Source organism: Chryseobacterium balustinum (genome assembly GCF_900168205.1).
GTDB classification, from domain to species: domain Bacteria; phylum Bacteroidota; class Bacteroidia; order Flavobacteriales; family Weeksellaceae; genus Chryseobacterium; species Chryseobacterium balustinum.
The window spans coordinates 23516-37633 of the sequence record NZ_FUZE01000024.1; the positions used below are offsets into that span (position 1 = coordinate 23516).

Here is a 14118-nt window from a genome sequence, read left to right on the forward strand (position 1 = left end):
TTGAATTAGTATTTTCTTATCTGAACACAAGAGACATTCCTAATTTTAATCTTTTTACCGACTTTTTTTAATAAACCAGTTTCCGTATTCCGTTTAAATACAGTTACATCGTTAGTTAAAGTATTTGCCGTGATTAAAAATTTTCCACTTGGATCAAGCGCAAATGTTCTTGGGTGTCTTCCTTTTACAGATTGATAGCCCAATATTTTTAATGTGCCGTTATTTTGAATTGAAAATATAGCAATGTTATTTTCCTCTCCGCGGTTTGAGGCGTATAAAAACTTTCCATCGGGTGAAATATGAACATCAGAGCTCTCAAAGTTATCTTTATATTTTTCCGAATGGGTATTAATTCGTTGAAGATCACTCAGCTTCCCATTTTCGTAAGAATATACACTTACTGCTCCTCCCATTTCTTCAATACAATAAGCATATTTTCCGTTGGGATGGAACGTAAAATGTCTCGGCCCGCTTCCTAAAGTTGTTTTTGTAAAAGAAATTTTAGCTTCTTGTAAAGGTTGAGCTTTTTCATTTTCAAATTGATAAGTTCTGATTTTATCTGCTCCCAAATCAGGAAGAAAGAGATAATCAAAATTTGGAGAAAAAACAGTAGAGTGAATGTGTGACCGATCCTGTCTGTTAACATCCAAACTTCCTTCTGAAAACTGAAAATTCTGAACATAAGGTTCGATTTTACCATTTTCTAAAATAGGATAAACTGAAACACTTCCCTCTGTGTAATTCCCATTCACGAGCCATTTTCCATTCTTGTGAACCGTAAGGTAGACCGGATTTTCACCACCACTTTTTTGACTGTTGATAAAAGTAAGCGTTTTATTTTCTGGATTAAATTTAAAACTGCTTACGCTTCCTTCGTTTTTCGTTTTACTTTCAGTACAGGCAAAAATATATTTTCCATCTGGGGATAAAGTAAGAAAAGAAGGGTTTGAAATACCTTTAAATGCACTAACTTTTGATAAATTTCCACTAATGGTATCTAATTGATAGACATAAATTCCTTCCGTATTTTTATCCCAATTGAAAGAGCCGAAAAAAGCGTAGGTATTTTGAGAATAGATGTTGATACAAGTACAAATTGTAATAATTAGAATGAAGAAGTTTTTCACAAAGTAGAGTTGATGAAATTAATAAATAGGGATGTTTTTGTGAATTCAAATATAAATTAAATTCATAAAAAAAATCATTTATTTAAAAAATATATTGCTGTAGAAATTGAATTTATTCTAATTGTAAACAAAAAAATCTGCTTCCTAATCGAAACAGATTTTATATTTGATTTTGGTAAACTATTAATTATTGGTTACCGTAAGTTTTACCTCAATATTATTTCTTGTCGCATTAGAATAAGGACAAATCTGATGAGCTTTTTCAGTCAATTCATGAGCTTCTTCAAGAGAAACTTCAGGAATATTAACTTCTAATTCTACGGCTAATCCAAATCCTCCGTTTTCTATCTGACCAATGCTTACATCAGCTGTTACGGTTGTTTCGCCGGTTTTTATTTTAGATTTATTGATTACTAAATTTAAAGCACTGTCGAAACAAGCCGAATATCCAGCTGCAAAAAGCATTTCAGGATTTGTAAAGTCGTCATTGACTCCGCCTAAAGCTTTTGGCATTCTTACTTCAAGATCAAGAATTCCATTTTCACTTTTTACATGGCCGTTTCTTCCGCCTTTTGCGGTAACTTTTGTGGTGTATATTGTTTTCATTGATTGTTTATTTTGCTTAATATTTTTTTTACGCTGTTGCTAAGTTCTTCCCAGTCTTCTTTAGAAACTCCCACTTTATTATAAATTTTTGAAGGAATTTCACAAGCTCTTTTCTGAAGCTCTTTTCCGGATTCTGAGATAAAAACCTGAACAACTCTTTCATCTTCTTTCTTTCGCCTTCTCATGATAAATCCTTTTGCTTCCAGTCTTTTTAAAAGTGGCGTTAAAGTACCACTGTCTAAATAGAGTTTTTCACCAATATGATTTACAGGAAGTCCGTCATTTTCCCAAAGGACCATCATCACGAGATATTGCGGATAGGTAATATCCAGCTCATCGAGAAACGGACGATAAAGTCCTGTAATCTCTTTTGCGATCACATATAAAGGAAAGCAAATTTGATTTTCTAATTTTAAAGATTCGGAATTTTCCATAAGTACGAAAGTGAAGTTGATGAATTATTATTTTTTGATGATAAATTCCTCCATAGGAATTCTGACTTTTTTCATTGAAGCCATCCAGTCGTTATCCTGGTCTCTGTAACCAAGATACAGCAAACTTACACTTTTCAAACCTAATTCTTTAAGCCCTAAAATTTCATCTACAACTTCATTACTAAAACCTTCCGCAGGAGTAGAATCTATTTTAAGCTCTGCAGCTTGTGCCATCGCTAAACCTAATGCAATATAAGTTTGGCGCGCTGTATGTGCAAAATGTTGTTCCGGAGTTTGTGCATTGTACATGGTTTTTATCTTATCGGTATAACTTCCAAAGCGACCTCTCGGCAAATCTCTTTCATCTGTAGTATAATCATATACTTTATCAATTTTTTCGTTCGAATAACTATCCCAAGCTGCAAAAACCAATACATGAGAAGAATCTCTCATCACTTCAGGGTTAAGCGCTCCTTGCACCATTTTATTTTTTAAGTCCTGATTTTCTACGACTACAATTCTGAAAGGCTGTAATCCTGATGAAGTAGGAGCTAATCTCGCTGCTTCTAAAATTGTATTTAAATCTTCTTGTGAAACCTTTTTTGCCGGATCATAAGCTTTTACTGCATGTCTCCAGTTTAAATTTTCAATTAATGACATTTTTCTTGTTTTAAAATTATAGTACAAAGGTATGACGAAATTAAATTGTGTGCAATTTAATTTTGATAAATCTATTTTAGATGATATCTATTAAATCTTAATCCCTACTTAAATCTGTTTTTAATTCATCAATAAGCATTAATATGATTTTTTTAACCTTTTTGAATTTCGGTATTTCTTAAAAAAACACGACATTTGTAGACGCAAAATTCAGAGGTGTTTCATGGTTATTAAAAATGATGAATACAAAACCTGAAGATTAAATATTTAAAATTCTACTAATGAAGATATCAAGCAACTGGCTGAAAGACTACATCAAAACAGAACTGAAAACCGAAAGAATTGGTGAATTTCTTACCGATATAGGTCTTGAAGTAGAAGGAATCGATAAGTTTGAAAGTGTAAAGGGAAGTCTTGAAGGCATTGTTGTAGGAAAAGTTTTGACTTGTGAGAAACATCCGAATGCTGATAAATTAAACAAAACCACAGTAGATGTAGGAAACGGAAAAGTTTTAAATATCGTTTGTGGAGCTCCGAATGTTGCAGAAGGACAAACTGTTCCTGTTGCAGTAGTGGGAACTAAAATTTATGCTAAAGACGGAGACTTTTTCGAAATTAAAGAAGCAAAAATCAGAGGTGAGGTTTCTCAGGGAATGATCTGTGCAGAAGACGAATTAGGTTTGAGCGACGATCACGGCGGAATTATGGTTTTAGATGAAACCAAATATGAAGTTGGGAAAAACTTTGCCGATTATTTTGAATTAACGAATGACGAAGTTCTTGAAATTGGTTTAACGCCAAACAGAACCGATGCAATGTCACATTATGGGGTTGCAAGAGATCTTCATGCATTCCTTTCGACAAACCAGCAAAAATCTGAATTTGAAAAAGTATCTTCTGTGGCCTTAAATAATGAAGGTTCGCACAGCTTTACACTTGAAGTTGAAGATACTGAGCTAACACCAAGATACATCGGTGCAGTAATCGAAAACGTAAAAGTTGCAGATTCTCCGGCTTGGCTGAAAGACAGATTAAAAGCAATCGGATTAAGCCCGATCAACAATATTGTAGATATTACCAATTATATTCTTCACGGTTTCGGTCAGCCGCTTCATGCTTTTGATGCAGATAAAATTGCAGATAAAAAAGTAAAAGTAGGAACCGTTGCAGAAGGTACAAAATTCACGACTTTGGATGGTGTTGAAAGAACATTGAACGGTTCTGAAATCATCATTAAAGACGGACAAGATAATCCGATGTGTATTGCAGGAGTTTTCGGTGGTGCCAATTCGGGAGTTTCTAGCGAGACAAAAACTATTTTCCTGGAAAGTGCTTATTTCAATCCGGTTGCGGTAAGAAAAGGAGCTAAATTCCATGGGTTGAATACCGATGCTTCTTTCAGGTTTGAAAGAGGAGTAGATCCTAATATTACAAGAACTGCGATTACTCACGCCATCAAATTGATTGAAGAATTAGCAGAAGGAAAGTTGACAGGAGAGTTATTGGAAGAATATCCTAAGAAAATTGAAGATAATTATATCATCATCAGATTTTCAAAAATCGAACAGATTTTAGGAACAAAAATTCACAGAGAAAAAGTAAAAGAAATTTTAAAAGCACTGGAAATTCAGGTTTTAAATGATATTCAGAATGGTTTTGAAATCTCTGTTCCTGCTTACAGAGCTGATGTAACGAGAGAAATCGACGTTATCGAAGAGATTTTAAGAATCTACGGATACAATAAAATCGATGCCCCGCAGAAAATTTCATTTACGCCTGTAAAATTAAGTGCAAATGATCAGGATGAATTAGAAAATTCTTGGGCAAGAACTTTACAGAGTTTAGGTTTCAACGAAGTAATGAACAATTCATTAACTTCTGTAAAAGATGAAACTGATGCTGTGAAATTACTGAATCCTTTAAGCGGAGACTTAGCATTTATGAGAAAGTCTCTATTGGAAGGACTTTTGCAGAATGCGGTTTACAATATCAACAGAAAAAATCAAGATATTAAATTTTTCGAATTCGGAAAAATTTACCATAAAAGAGAGAAGTACGAAGAAAGAAAACAGTTGGCTATTTTGGTTTCAGGAAGAAATGATGCCGAAAACTGGTTACAGCCAAAATCTGCAACAGATTTCTACAACCTGAAAGCGTATGTGAAAGTTTTGTTGGAAAGATTGGCAATCGATTATAAAGAAGTTGCTTTGTCTGACGAAAGATTCTCAGATGCAATTGAATACAAGTCTGAAGATAAAATTTTGGTAAGAATCGGAAAAGTAGCTCCTCAAATGTTGAAGGATTTTGATGTAGATCAGGATTGTTTCTACGCAGAAATCGAGCTTGAATTTGCTCAGGAATTGCGTTCTAAAAACGAACTGAAATTTAAAGATATTCCTAAATTCAATAAAATAAGAAGAGATTTAGCTTTACTGATTGACAAGAATATTTCTTATCAGGAATTGTATCAGACGGCTAAAAAGAATAAATCTCCATTCATTAAAAACATTAATCTTTTTGATGTTTATGAAGGCAAAAATCTTCCTGAAGGTAAGAAGTCTTACGCAATGAGTTTTGAATTGTTAAACGAAGAAAAAACTCTGGAAGAAAAAGAAATTTCTCACGTAATGGATTCTTTAATTAAATCTTTTCAGAAAGAGTTTAATGCAGAATTGAGATCGTAAAAGAAAATATCATATATTGGAAGCGGACATTTGTCCGCTTTTTTTGTTTTAAAGATAATACGACATTCATATGAAATCATTTATAGCTCTTGTTTTTCTGCTTGTTTACACTTTTTTTCATTGTCAAAATAATGAACTGACCAATAAGAAATTAATCAGCTATTATGAAGCCGTAAATTCTGCAGAAGATAAGATTGCGACTAACAAGTTAGACAGTGCAGATTTTTATTATCAGAAGGCGTTTAAAACTTTTAAAGAACCTCATGCGAATGATTTGTATAATCATATGAAAGTTCTTCTGAACAAGAAGGATTACGAAAATGCTTTTAAACATTATCAGTCTTTAGACTGTATGAAATATAAATTTGAAGAAAATTTTCTTTCATCTCATTTTCCCAATATTGAACAATACAAAAAGCTAAAATGTAAAAATAAGTTTGATAATCATTACCTAAAAGAGCTTGATTCTTTATTTACGATTGATCAGCATTATAGAAAACTTTCCGGTGGAAATTATGCAAAATATAAAAAAGAAATCACCAAGAATGACAGCATTGCGAGTACGAAACTTTTAAGTTTGATTCAGAAAAAAGGATTTCCCAATGAATATGATTTGGGTTTAAGCTCTGCTAGCTTAGTTTTTTTTCAAAATTTTTATTTTATTATTTGGCATCAATTGGCAACTAATCTTTACAGCCCGCAAGTTGTCAATTTTTCAGACAAAATTATAAAAGCTTTAAATAAAGGAAAGATTACTCCGGAAAATGCAGCTTTTCTTTTAGATTTAAACAACGGAACCCAGAATTATTCTAGCGGGCATTTCGATATAGTTCAAATTTTTAAAAATGAAGATAAGCCTGACCGGCCTCATGATAAAGCAGAAGAAATGTTTGAAAAAGCAGATTGTTGCTATGTACATCAATGGTTTTATCCTGAAAAAAGAGGAGAAAAAGGAAATGCTTTGGTGAAAGATATAAACAGAAGACGGAAGAGTATAGGAATGAGTACTTTAGACCAGGTTTTGAGAAAAAAAGTTTTTTTATTGACGAATAAAGAATATAAAATGGGACACGCCAATCTTATCGGGATGAATTTTCAGAATGATGAGGATGCCGAAAATCTTAAAAAACATTTTATTAAAATTAAATAACTTAAAAATACATTTAACATAAATCTCTTTTTTAGAAATAAAGTATTAATAATTTCCGTAAATTTGAATTAAATCAAAAAGTAAAATGAAAAATCTTTTTTTAAGTATATGCACAGTTGCCGTTTTGGCTTCTTGCGGAACAATGAAAAACGCATCTTCATCAAAAGTTGGAAAAGCGCAACCATCAATCGCCAATACAAAATGGACTTTAGCGGATAACGTGAAAGGACAGGTTCCTACTTTGGTTATAGAAGGTTCAAAGATTAATGGAAATGCCGGATGTAACAGATATTTTGGTGGTATAACTATGGAAACAGCATCAGGGAAATTTGAAGCTTCACAAATGGGTTCCACAAAAATGGCTTGTGCAAATATGAGTGTTGAGCAAAACTTCCTGGATATGCTTAATAAAGCTAATAAGTATGTAGTTTCAGGAACTACTTTAGAATTGTATCAGGATAATTTGTTGCTTTTAAAATTCAACAAATCTGAATAAAAATAAAAAAGGAACTCAAATTTGAGTTCCTTTTTTTATAAGTGGTTTTTCTTAATCTTCCTCTTCTTCGTCGTACTTAGCCAACTCTTCGTCGCACCATTTGAACGCTGCTTCAACTACTTTAGTAGCTTCGTCTGCCATAGTTTCTTCATCGTCACCTTCCAAATCGTCAAGCCATTCTACTTCTTCCTCTTCAACGTTTAAGATGAATCTTGGATATTCTGTATGTACTACGAATAAATCTTCAGGAAATTCCGAATTGTCTGCTAATAAAAACTTTGGTAATTTCATTTTTTTTAATGTTTTAACTTTGAATCAAAGATAATAAAATTATTGGTATTAGTTCTCTTTGAGATTTAAATTTTTGTTAAAATCAGTTTATAATTTTTCTTTTAATACATTCATATTAAAAGAGAAATTACTACTAACAACGCACTTATTTGCCTTATTATTTCGCAAACATTTTTGCTACTTTCTCAGCTTTTTTGCTTTCAGAATAGTCATAGAAACCTTCTCCTGATTTTACTCCTAATTTTCCTGCCATTACCATGTTTACCAATAATGGGTTTGGTGCGTATTTAGGATTTTTGAAACCATCGTACATCACGTTTAAGATTGCTAAACAAACATCAAGACCGATAAAATCTGCCAATTGAAGTGGTCCCATTGGATGAGCCATTCCTAGTTTCATTACGGTGTCAATTTCCTCAACTCCGGCAACACCGTTGTATAAAGTTTCGATAGATTCGTTAATCATCGGCATCAAAATTCTGTTGGCAACAAAGCCAGGGTAATCATTTACTTCTACAGGAACCTTTCCTAAAGTTTTGCTCATTTCGTAAATAGAGTCAAAAGTTTCTTTTGAAGTAGAGTAGCCTTTGATGATTTCTACCAGTTTCATAATAGGAACCGGGTTCATAAAGTGCATTCCGATTACTTTATCTGCTCTTTTGGTAGCGGCAGCAATTTTAGTAATAGAAATAGATGAAGTATTGGTAGATAAAATACAGTTTTCCGGAGCAAACTCATCCATCTGAGCGAAAATCTTTAATTTTAAATCCTGATTTTCAGTCGCAGCTTCCACTACCAAATCTGCGTTGGTTACTGCATCTTTTAGCTGAGTGAAAGTTTTGATGTTTCCTAAAGTTTCTGCTTTTTGCTCTTCTGTAAGATTTCCCTTTGCAATGATTCTGTCAAGATTTGTAGTAATAGTTTTCAATCCTTTGTCTAAAGCTTCCTGAGAAACGTCTACTAAATTTACACTAAAACCGCTTTGTGCGAATGTATGTGCAATACCATTTCCCATGGTTCCAGCTCCGATAACGACAATGTTTTTGATCATTTTAAATTTTCTTTTTTATATATAGTTAGATTATTTAATGTACTTAGTTTCTCTTTTTTAACAATTTTTCGGCTGTCGAAATTCACGATTCCGTCACTGTTTTCATTTCTGGATTTATTCTGAGAATTGATCGCAGCTTCAAGCCCTTTAATAAACTTTGCTTTTTTACTTTTTGAAAGAGCATCAATTCCGATGAACAATTTATATTCACCTTCTCTTCCCAAACCTGACTGTCGGTATATTTCAAGCGTGTTTTTTTTGCCTTGAAAGCTGTTGATATAATTCATTACTGAAGAGCTTGAAGGCGGTCCGCAACAAATGCTGTTGTAGCTTATTTCAATATAATTTTCACTTTTTTGAGCAAAGAAAAATGCACAACTGAACACTGCTATTGTTAAAATTATTTTTTTCATTTTAATGGTTTTAAAATTAAGCTTTAAATTTTACTTATTAAAATAATCCCAAACTGCTTTTGAAATGTCTGAAATCATCTTACAATTCACCTCGTCTGTTTCGGTAGAATTGCTAATAAATACTACTACTGCATAATGCTTGCCATTTGGTAAGGTAACAATTCCTGAATCATTTTCTGCGATGGTTAAGTCTCCATCTTTCCCTGAAGAACCCGTTTTGTGGGCTATAGATTGTTTAGGTAGCTGTTCTTTCAGTTTATTTCCTCCTGTAGAGGTATTCAGCATGATGTCGTATAAAAACTTTGTAGATTTTTCAGACAAAATTTTACCATCGTAGAATTTTTTATAAAGCTGGCTCAAAGAATTGGTTGTGGTATAATTTTCATACAAATATTTTGCTTCTTTGTGCATTTGCTCTTCATTATGTTTAATCTGAAAATCCTTCACCCCTTTAGAATCCATAAATTTTTGAACGACTTGCGCACCTCCGATGAGTCTTAATAGAATATCACAACCATTGTTATCACTCCATGCAACGGTATAATTAATGATTTCGCTTAACGGAAGTTCTACATTTCCGTTAGGATATTTTTCCCGAATCGGCGACCATGTATTTTCTAGTAAATCGCCTTTTTTTATTAAAATTTTCTGGCCTAATGAAAGTTTTCCTTTATCTACTAAATCGAGAACTGTAGCTGCAATATGAAACTTAAAAACACTAAGCATCGGTAGCTTTGTAGTTGCATTTTTATTGTATTTAAAATCATCTTCAAAACCTAAAACAGAAACTCCAACAGTTGCTTTTTTATCTTTAATAATTGAATCGACCTTTTGTGCTAAAACAGATTTCTGAGCAAAAGTAAATGCTGAAATCAATAGAAAAAGAAAGGCTGTTTTTTTCATAATATTCTGTTTAAAAACAAATCCCTTTTAGACAATAAAAGGGATTTGCAATTTAAGATTTTTTACAATTTTAAACTCAAAATAATTTACTTATTTAAATTTGAATCCTATTCCGATACCTGGTTTCCAGCTTCCGTTGTCAATTGAAGTTTTGGTGTTGTAATAGAAAGGAATTTGCAATGCAATTTTTTTATAGATTACCGCAAAACCAATTCCTAAAGTAGGCATTATTGTACTGTTTTTGGTTCCGGAAGACTGATCTTGTTTTATTCTCAGAGAAGGAAGCATTCCTATCATCAGTTTGGTGTTTTTGTATGTGAAATTGATGTTTGGACCAGTAAAGTTTAGAAAAGCGCCGTGATCAACATATCCTGTAACTGCAATTCCGTCTAAAAAAGAAACATTTAATTTTGAATCTTTCTCCTGGGAAAAATAAAGGGTAGAGATAAAAATTCCGCACCCGTAAAAAAGTTTTTTCATGATAAATCATTTAATCAAAATACAAAAGTAAGTTGACTAAATGCTTCTTTAGAACTGATGTAATAAAGCGGTGAGATTTTGCAGTGAAAACAAAAAGGTTTGAAATGTCTTTATTTTCCGAACATTTCCATCAAAGAATTTTTATAAGTATCGCCAATCTGAAGTTTTAAAAACTGGTCAGATTCATTAGATATTGTCGTAATTATTTCGTTGGTCGACAAAACTTTTACAGATGATAAAGCAATAATTTCTTTTTTGTTAACCTGCGCAAAATCTTTTGAAGGAAGCATTTCCAGAAGAGATTTGAAATTGAGATTTTTCAGGACAATCGTCGTTCCGTCTTTCAGAATAATGTCTTTATCACGGCTGTCGATTTCTGAGGTTTTAATATAGGCAATCTGCTCTGTGAAAATCGTGGATTTACCAATGTTGGTATTCCATTCGATGAACTCTTTTTTCTGACTGTTGTTTAAAAGATCTGCCGCTTTTTCAAATGCCTGAACCAGTCTTTCTTTTTTGATCGGTTTTCTTACATAATCTACCACATTCAGATCAAAAGCTTCTGCAGCATATTCTTTGTAAGCCGTTGTAAAAATGATTTTTTTTGAATCGGAAATCAATTCAGCAACCTGTAGACCGGTCATTCCCGGCATTTCAATATCTAAGATACAGAGATTACAGTCTATATTTTTTATTTCGTTGAGAAAGATTTTCGGGTCGTTGAAAGCTTTTACAACTTCTACATTTTCAATCTGTTCGCATAAAAGTTTAAGGTAGCTTATTGCCAACAATTCATCATCAAGAATAACGCATTTTATCATAGAATTCTCCTAAATTGATTGTTAATTCTGCAGTGAAGATACCGTTTTTTGAACTCTTTTGAAGTGAATAAAAATTAGCATAAATCATTTTTAATCTTTGATCCAAAGACTGGCTTCCAAAACCGCTGTGATCTTTATGCAGTACATTTTTCAGTGAGGCTTTATTGCTTACTTTCATCGAAAAAATACCGTCTTCGAGCTCCAATAATATGGAAATAAAAGAATCCTGGGACAGGAAATCGGTATGTTTAAAAGCATTCTCAATTAAGTCAACAGTAATCAGCGGAGCAAATATTTTTTCTTCGAAAACAGCATCAGATTTGTCAATTTTAGATTTAATTCTAAAATCAAAAAGCGGATTGACCTTGATTTTATTAATTTCAATAAGACTTAATGCAAAGCTTAGTTCTTCTTTCGGACTTACAAATTTGTTGTTGCTTTCGTATAGGATATAGTCTAAAACATTGGCTAGTTTGTCGAGTGACATATACGTTTGATAAGCGTGTGACTGTACAGAATTAAGAATATTTTTAAATAAGTGTGGATTAAGCTTTGTTCCGATGTGTTCCAGTTGCAATTCATTCAGTTTTTGCTCTATGAGTTTATTGGTTTGGAAAAGCCTTAAGTTTTTATTTTTTAAGCGCTGATTCTGGTTGAAAAGATAAATACTCACCGTAAAAAAAAAGAAAATAGCAAAAACTCCAAAAAAGATCAGATAATCATGAATCATGTAGTAATTCCCATCCATTTTTAGAGAAATATTTAGATTTTATTTGCCACGAATGCACGAATAATAATCAATAAGAATTTGTGTATTCGTGGCTAAAAAATATTTTATTTAAGCTTTTTCAAAGAATTAAGAACTGCTTTTTCTTCACATTTCTCAAAAGTGATTTCGTATGAAGGATTTTTCTCAGGATAAGTGATCACATAATCCGGGCAAGGTTTTTTCTGCGCATGACTACGGTCAAAATCTATTTTTCCTAAGGTAATAATGCTGTCTTTTAAAAACTTTTCATCAACTTTTAAAGTCTTCATTTCGTTTTTGAAATTTTCAGAATACTCGAAATCTTTTGAAAGAGTTTCCGCAATGACACGACTGTTTGGTAAATAACCGCTGCAGCTTGCGCCTTTAGCATTAAGAACAAAAAATACGATGATAAGTCCGGGAATAAGCCCGATTAGAAAGAATTTTATTTTCTTCATACGTTGATATTACAATCTATAATTGATGAATGATCATTGATAAATCATGATCCATTCTTTGTTTGCGAAAATTTATTAGAATATTAAAAGATTGATGTCGTGATATGTAAGTCCGAAACGGTCGCAGATAACTTTTTTGGTGTGTCTGCCTTTGTACATATACAAACTTTGCTTCATTTCGTTTTTGCGGATCAGCATGTTTTCAAAACCGCCTTCCAGATCATAATTTAAAATATATGAAAGGAAAAAATTGGAAACAGCTTTTGTGGTTGTTCTCGGCATTTTTGAAGTAAGATTCGGTAACCCACAGTGAATAACGCCGTGTTTGATGATGTAAGGGTCATCCATTGTAGTCAACTCTGAAGTTTCGATGGCTTTTCCGTTGTCGATAACGATGTCGATGATGACGCTGCCTTTTTTCATTTTCATTACCATTTCTTCAGTAACGATGGGCTGCATATTGAGCCTAGGTAAAGCACCGATTACAACGTCGGCTCTTCTTAAACTTTTGCTTAATTCTTTAGGATCGATGATCGATGTAGGAACTCTGCTGTCGACCAAAGTATGAAGTCTTCTCAGTTTTGAAAGTGAGTTATCAAAAACTTTTACACTTGCTCCTAGACCAATAGCTGCTTTTGTGGCAAATTCGCCAACAATTCCGGCTCCTAAAACGACTACTTCTGTAGGTCTTACTCCGGTGATTCCGCCCAGCATTAATCCATTTGATAAAGCTAATAATTCTGAAGCGTATAAAATAGAAACCGAACCTGCAATTTCTCCGATTAATCTTACCAGAGCCAATTGTTTATATTCGTCTGCAATAAATTCAAATGCAATTGCATTGATTTTTTTCTCAGCTAATTTTAAGAAATATTCTTTATCTCTTAAGTTAATTTGAAGCGCAGAAACTAAATACGTATTCGGCTTGAAATAATCAATTTCCTCTTCTGTAGGTGGATTAATTTTTAAAACCAAATCCTGAGAAAAAGCTTCTTTGGCATCCTGAGTAATTCGTGCTCCCGATTCTGAATATTGTAAATCTGTAAAAAATGAGCCTTGTCCTGCACCGGCTTCAATGATGATTTCGTGGCCGTGTTCTACCAAAACCTGTACTGCATCGGGCGTTATGCATGTTCTTCTTTCGTTGAGACAGGTTTCTTTTGGGATTCCTATGCTAAACTGTTTTCCCTTTTTTATAACTTCCAGCTTCTCTTCCTTCGGAATTAATTCTTCCTCTGAAAAAGGAGTAAAAATATTTGTAGTACTCATTTTTGTTTAATTATGACTTACAGATTTTTTTTGATACAATCGATTTCTATAAGCAAAGATATAATATTTAATCGAATGTAATTTCTCTACTTTCTCCTGTATTATTGATGTTCATCGCATGGTAATTTAATCCGTAAAGTTCATCTTCATACACTTCCGGCCATTCTATAATGCACAAAAATGCATTGTCGAGATATTCTTCGATACCGATGTCATACACTTCTTCTATATTTTTTAAACGATACAAATCGAAGTGGTAAATTTTTCCTTTTGGCGAATTGTATTCGTTTACAATCGAATAAGTAGGGGAGTTTACTTCATCTTCACTGCCTAAATTTTTAAGCAGAAATTGAGTAAATGTAGTTTTTCCCGCTCCTAAGTTCCCTTTTAAAAGAAGGATATTGTGTTTGAGTTCCGGTAAAATAGAATCAACAACTTTTTGCCAGTCGTTAATTTGATGAATAGTGAATTGCATAAGCAAAGATAATTATTTGTGCTAAATTTTCGGATATGCTTAAAATAAAACT

General features: G+C 32.8%; 17 protein-coding genes. 3 read left to right on the forward strand and 14 right to left on the reverse strand.

Features of this window, described 5'->3' with window-relative positions; all coding sequences use genetic code 11:
* Positions 1–5: 5 nt before the first annotated feature.
* The 4 genes from B5X64_RS19050 to B5X64_RS19065 all read right to left on the reverse strand — a co-directional run bounded on the left by B5X64_RS19050 (position 6) and on the right by B5X64_RS19065 (position 2827).
* Complete coding sequence (locus B5X64_RS19050) at positions 6–1127, reverse strand: lactonase family protein (RefSeq protein WP_079466754.1); 1122 nt, start codon at positions 1125–1127, stop codon at positions 6–8.
* 183 nt (positions 1128–1310) lie between these two features.
* Complete coding sequence (locus tag B5X64_RS19055) at positions 1311–1733, reverse strand: organic hydroperoxide resistance protein (protein ID WP_079466755.1); 423 nt, start codon at positions 1731–1733, stop codon at positions 1311–1313.
* Positions 1730–2167 carry a MarR family winged helix-turn-helix transcriptional regulator gene (locus B5X64_RS19060; protein ID WP_079466756.1) on the reverse strand — a complete coding sequence of 146 codons (438 nt, stop codon included), beginning with the start codon at positions 2165–2167 and terminating at the stop codon, positions 1730–1732. Before B5X64_RS19060 ends, B5X64_RS19055 begins: the two co-directional genes overlap by 4 nt.
* A gap of 27 nt (positions 2168–2194) precedes the next feature.
* Positions 2195–2827 carry an NAD(P)H-dependent oxidoreductase gene (locus B5X64_RS19065; RefSeq protein ID WP_079466757.1) on the reverse strand — a complete coding sequence of 211 codons (633 nt, stop codon included), beginning with the start codon at positions 2825–2827 and terminating at the stop codon, positions 2195–2197.
* A gap of 281 nt (positions 2828–3108) precedes the next feature.
* Between B5X64_RS19065 and pheT the strand changes: the two genes are divergently transcribed.
* The 3 genes from pheT to B5X64_RS19080 all read left to right on the forward strand — a co-directional run bounded on the left by pheT (position 3109) and on the right by B5X64_RS19080 (position 7157).
* Positions 3109–5511 carry a phenylalanine--tRNA ligase subunit beta gene (gene pheT / locus B5X64_RS19070; RefSeq protein WP_079466758.1) on the forward strand — a complete coding sequence of 801 codons (2403 nt, stop codon included), beginning with the start codon at positions 3109–3111 and terminating at the stop codon, positions 5509–5511.
* A 70-nt stretch (positions 5512–5581) separates the two neighbouring features.
* The gene (locus tag B5X64_RS19075; RefSeq protein WP_079466759.1) at positions 5582–6661 is read left to right on the forward strand and encodes a hypothetical protein; all 1080 of its coding nucleotides are present in this window, start codon (positions 5582–5584) and stop codon (positions 6659–6661) included.
* An 85-nt stretch (positions 6662–6746) separates the two neighbouring features.
* Positions 6747–7157: an META domain-containing protein gene (locus B5X64_RS19080; protein WP_074231693.1), complete on the forward strand. Its 411-nt coding sequence runs from the start codon at positions 6747–6749 to the stop codon at positions 7155–7157.
* A gap of 51 nt (positions 7158–7208) precedes the next feature.
* Here B5X64_RS19080 and B5X64_RS19085 read toward each other — a convergent pair whose 3' ends face one another.
* The 10 genes from B5X64_RS19085 to tsaE form a co-directional block, all read right to left on the reverse strand.
* Positions 7209–7448 (reverse strand): hypothetical protein, encoded by a 240-nt coding sequence (locus B5X64_RS19085; protein ID WP_002977986.1) that lies wholly within the window; start codon positions 7446–7448, stop codon positions 7209–7211.
* 157 nt (positions 7449–7605) lie between these two features.
* The gene (locus tag B5X64_RS19090) at positions 7606–8496 is read right to left on the reverse strand and encodes a 3-hydroxybutyryl-CoA dehydrogenase (RefSeq protein ID WP_185120021.1); all 891 of its coding nucleotides are present in this window, start codon (positions 8494–8496) and stop codon (positions 7606–7608) included.
* Positions 8496–8912 carry a hypothetical protein gene (locus B5X64_RS19095; protein WP_079466761.1) on the reverse strand — a complete coding sequence of 139 codons (417 nt, stop codon included), beginning with the start codon at positions 8910–8912 and terminating at the stop codon, positions 8496–8498. The genes B5X64_RS19090 and B5X64_RS19095 overlap by 1 nt, the downstream gene beginning before the upstream one ends.
* Positions 8913–8942: 30 nt before the next feature.
* On the reverse strand, positions 8943–9815 hold the full coding sequence (gene bla-A, locus B5X64_RS19100; RefSeq protein ID WP_079466762.1) for a CGA/CIA family class A beta-lactamase: 873 nt from the start codon (positions 9813–9815) through the stop codon (positions 8943–8945).
* Positions 9816–9905: 90 nt separating this feature from the next.
* Entirely contained in the window at positions 9906–10295 is a 390-nt protein-coding gene (locus B5X64_RS19105) for a hypothetical protein (protein WP_079466763.1), read from the reverse strand.
* 110 nt (positions 10296–10405) lie between these two features.
* Positions 10406–11116: a LytR/AlgR family response regulator transcription factor gene (locus B5X64_RS19110; protein ID WP_079466764.1), complete on the reverse strand. Its 711-nt coding sequence runs from the start codon at positions 11114–11116 to the stop codon at positions 10406–10408.
* A complete protein-coding gene (locus B5X64_RS19115) occupies positions 11094–11864 on the reverse strand; it encodes a histidine kinase (protein WP_079466765.1) in 771 nt (256 codons plus the stop codon). Before B5X64_RS19115 ends, B5X64_RS19110 begins: the two co-directional genes overlap by 23 nt.
* Before the next feature lie 86 nt (positions 11865–11950).
* The gene (locus B5X64_RS19120; RefSeq protein ID WP_079466766.1) at positions 11951–12322 is read right to left on the reverse strand and encodes a hypothetical protein; all 372 of its coding nucleotides are present in this window, start codon (positions 12320–12322) and stop codon (positions 11951–11953) included.
* 75 nt (positions 12323–12397) lie between these two features.
* Positions 12398–13591: an alanine dehydrogenase gene (locus B5X64_RS19125; RefSeq protein ID WP_079466767.1), complete on the reverse strand. Its 1194-nt coding sequence runs from the start codon at positions 13589–13591 to the stop codon at positions 12398–12400.
* A gap of 67 nt (positions 13592–13658) precedes the next feature.
* Complete coding sequence (tsaE, locus tag B5X64_RS19130) at positions 13659–14066, reverse strand: tRNA (adenosine(37)-N6)-threonylcarbamoyltransferase complex ATPase subunit type 1 TsaE (protein ID WP_079466768.1); 408 nt, start codon at positions 14064–14066, stop codon at positions 13659–13661.
* Positions 14067–14118 lie beyond the last annotated feature (52 nt).

Bases quoted from the DNA above. Each gene is read 5' to 3' on its own strand.
- B5X64_RS19055 (WP_079466755.1), bottom strand. From the start codon at position 1,733: ATGAAAACAATATACACCACAAAAGTTACCGCAAAAGGCGGAAGAAAC.
- B5X64_RS19060 (WP_079466756.1), bottom strand. From the start codon at position 2,167: ATGGAAAATTCCGAATCTTTAAAATTAGAAAATCAAATTTGCTTTCCT.
- B5X64_RS19065 (WP_079466757.1), bottom strand. From the start codon at position 2,827: ATGTCATTAATTGAAAATTTAAACTGGAGACATGCAGTAAAAGCTTAT.
- pheT (WP_079466758.1), top strand. From the start codon at position 3,109: ATGAAGATATCAAGCAACTGGCTGAAAGACTACATCAAAACAGAACTG.
- B5X64_RS19075 (WP_079466759.1), top strand. From the start codon at position 5,582: ATGAAATCATTTATAGCTCTTGTTTTTCTGCTTGTTTACACTTTTTTT.
- B5X64_RS19080 (WP_074231693.1), top strand. From the start codon at position 6,747: ATGAAAAATCTTTTTTTAAGTATATGCACAGTTGCCGTTTTGGCTTCT.
- B5X64_RS19085 (WP_002977986.1), bottom strand. From the start codon at position 7,448: ATGAAATTACCAAAGTTTTTATTAGCAGACAATTCGGAATTTCCTGAA.
- B5X64_RS19095 (WP_079466761.1), bottom strand. From the start codon at position 8,912: ATGAAAAAAATAATTTTAACAATAGCAGTGTTCAGTTGTGCATTTTTC.
- bla-A (WP_079466762.1), bottom strand. From the start codon at position 9,815: ATGAAAAAAACAGCCTTTCTTTTTCTATTGATTTCAGCATTTACTTTT.
- B5X64_RS19105 (WP_079466763.1), bottom strand. From the start codon at position 10,295: ATGAAAAAACTTTTTTACGGGTGCGGAATTTTTATCTCTACCCTTTAT.
- B5X64_RS19110 (WP_079466764.1), bottom strand. From the start codon at position 11,116: ATGATAAAATGCGTTATTCTTGATGATGAATTGTTGGCAATAAGCTAC.
- B5X64_RS19115 (WP_079466765.1), bottom strand. From the start codon at position 11,864: ATGGATGGGAATTACTACATGATTCATGATTATCTGATCTTTTTTGGA.
- B5X64_RS19120 (WP_079466766.1), bottom strand. From the start codon at position 12,322: ATGAAGAAAATAAAATTCTTTCTAATCGGGCTTATTCCCGGACTTATC.
- B5X64_RS19125 (WP_079466767.1), bottom strand. From the start codon at position 13,591: ATGAGTACTACAAATATTTTTACTCCTTTTTCAGAGGAAGAATTAATT.
- tsaE (WP_079466768.1), bottom strand. From the start codon at position 14,066: ATGCAATTCACTATTCATCAAATTAACGACTGGCAAAAAGTTGTTGAT.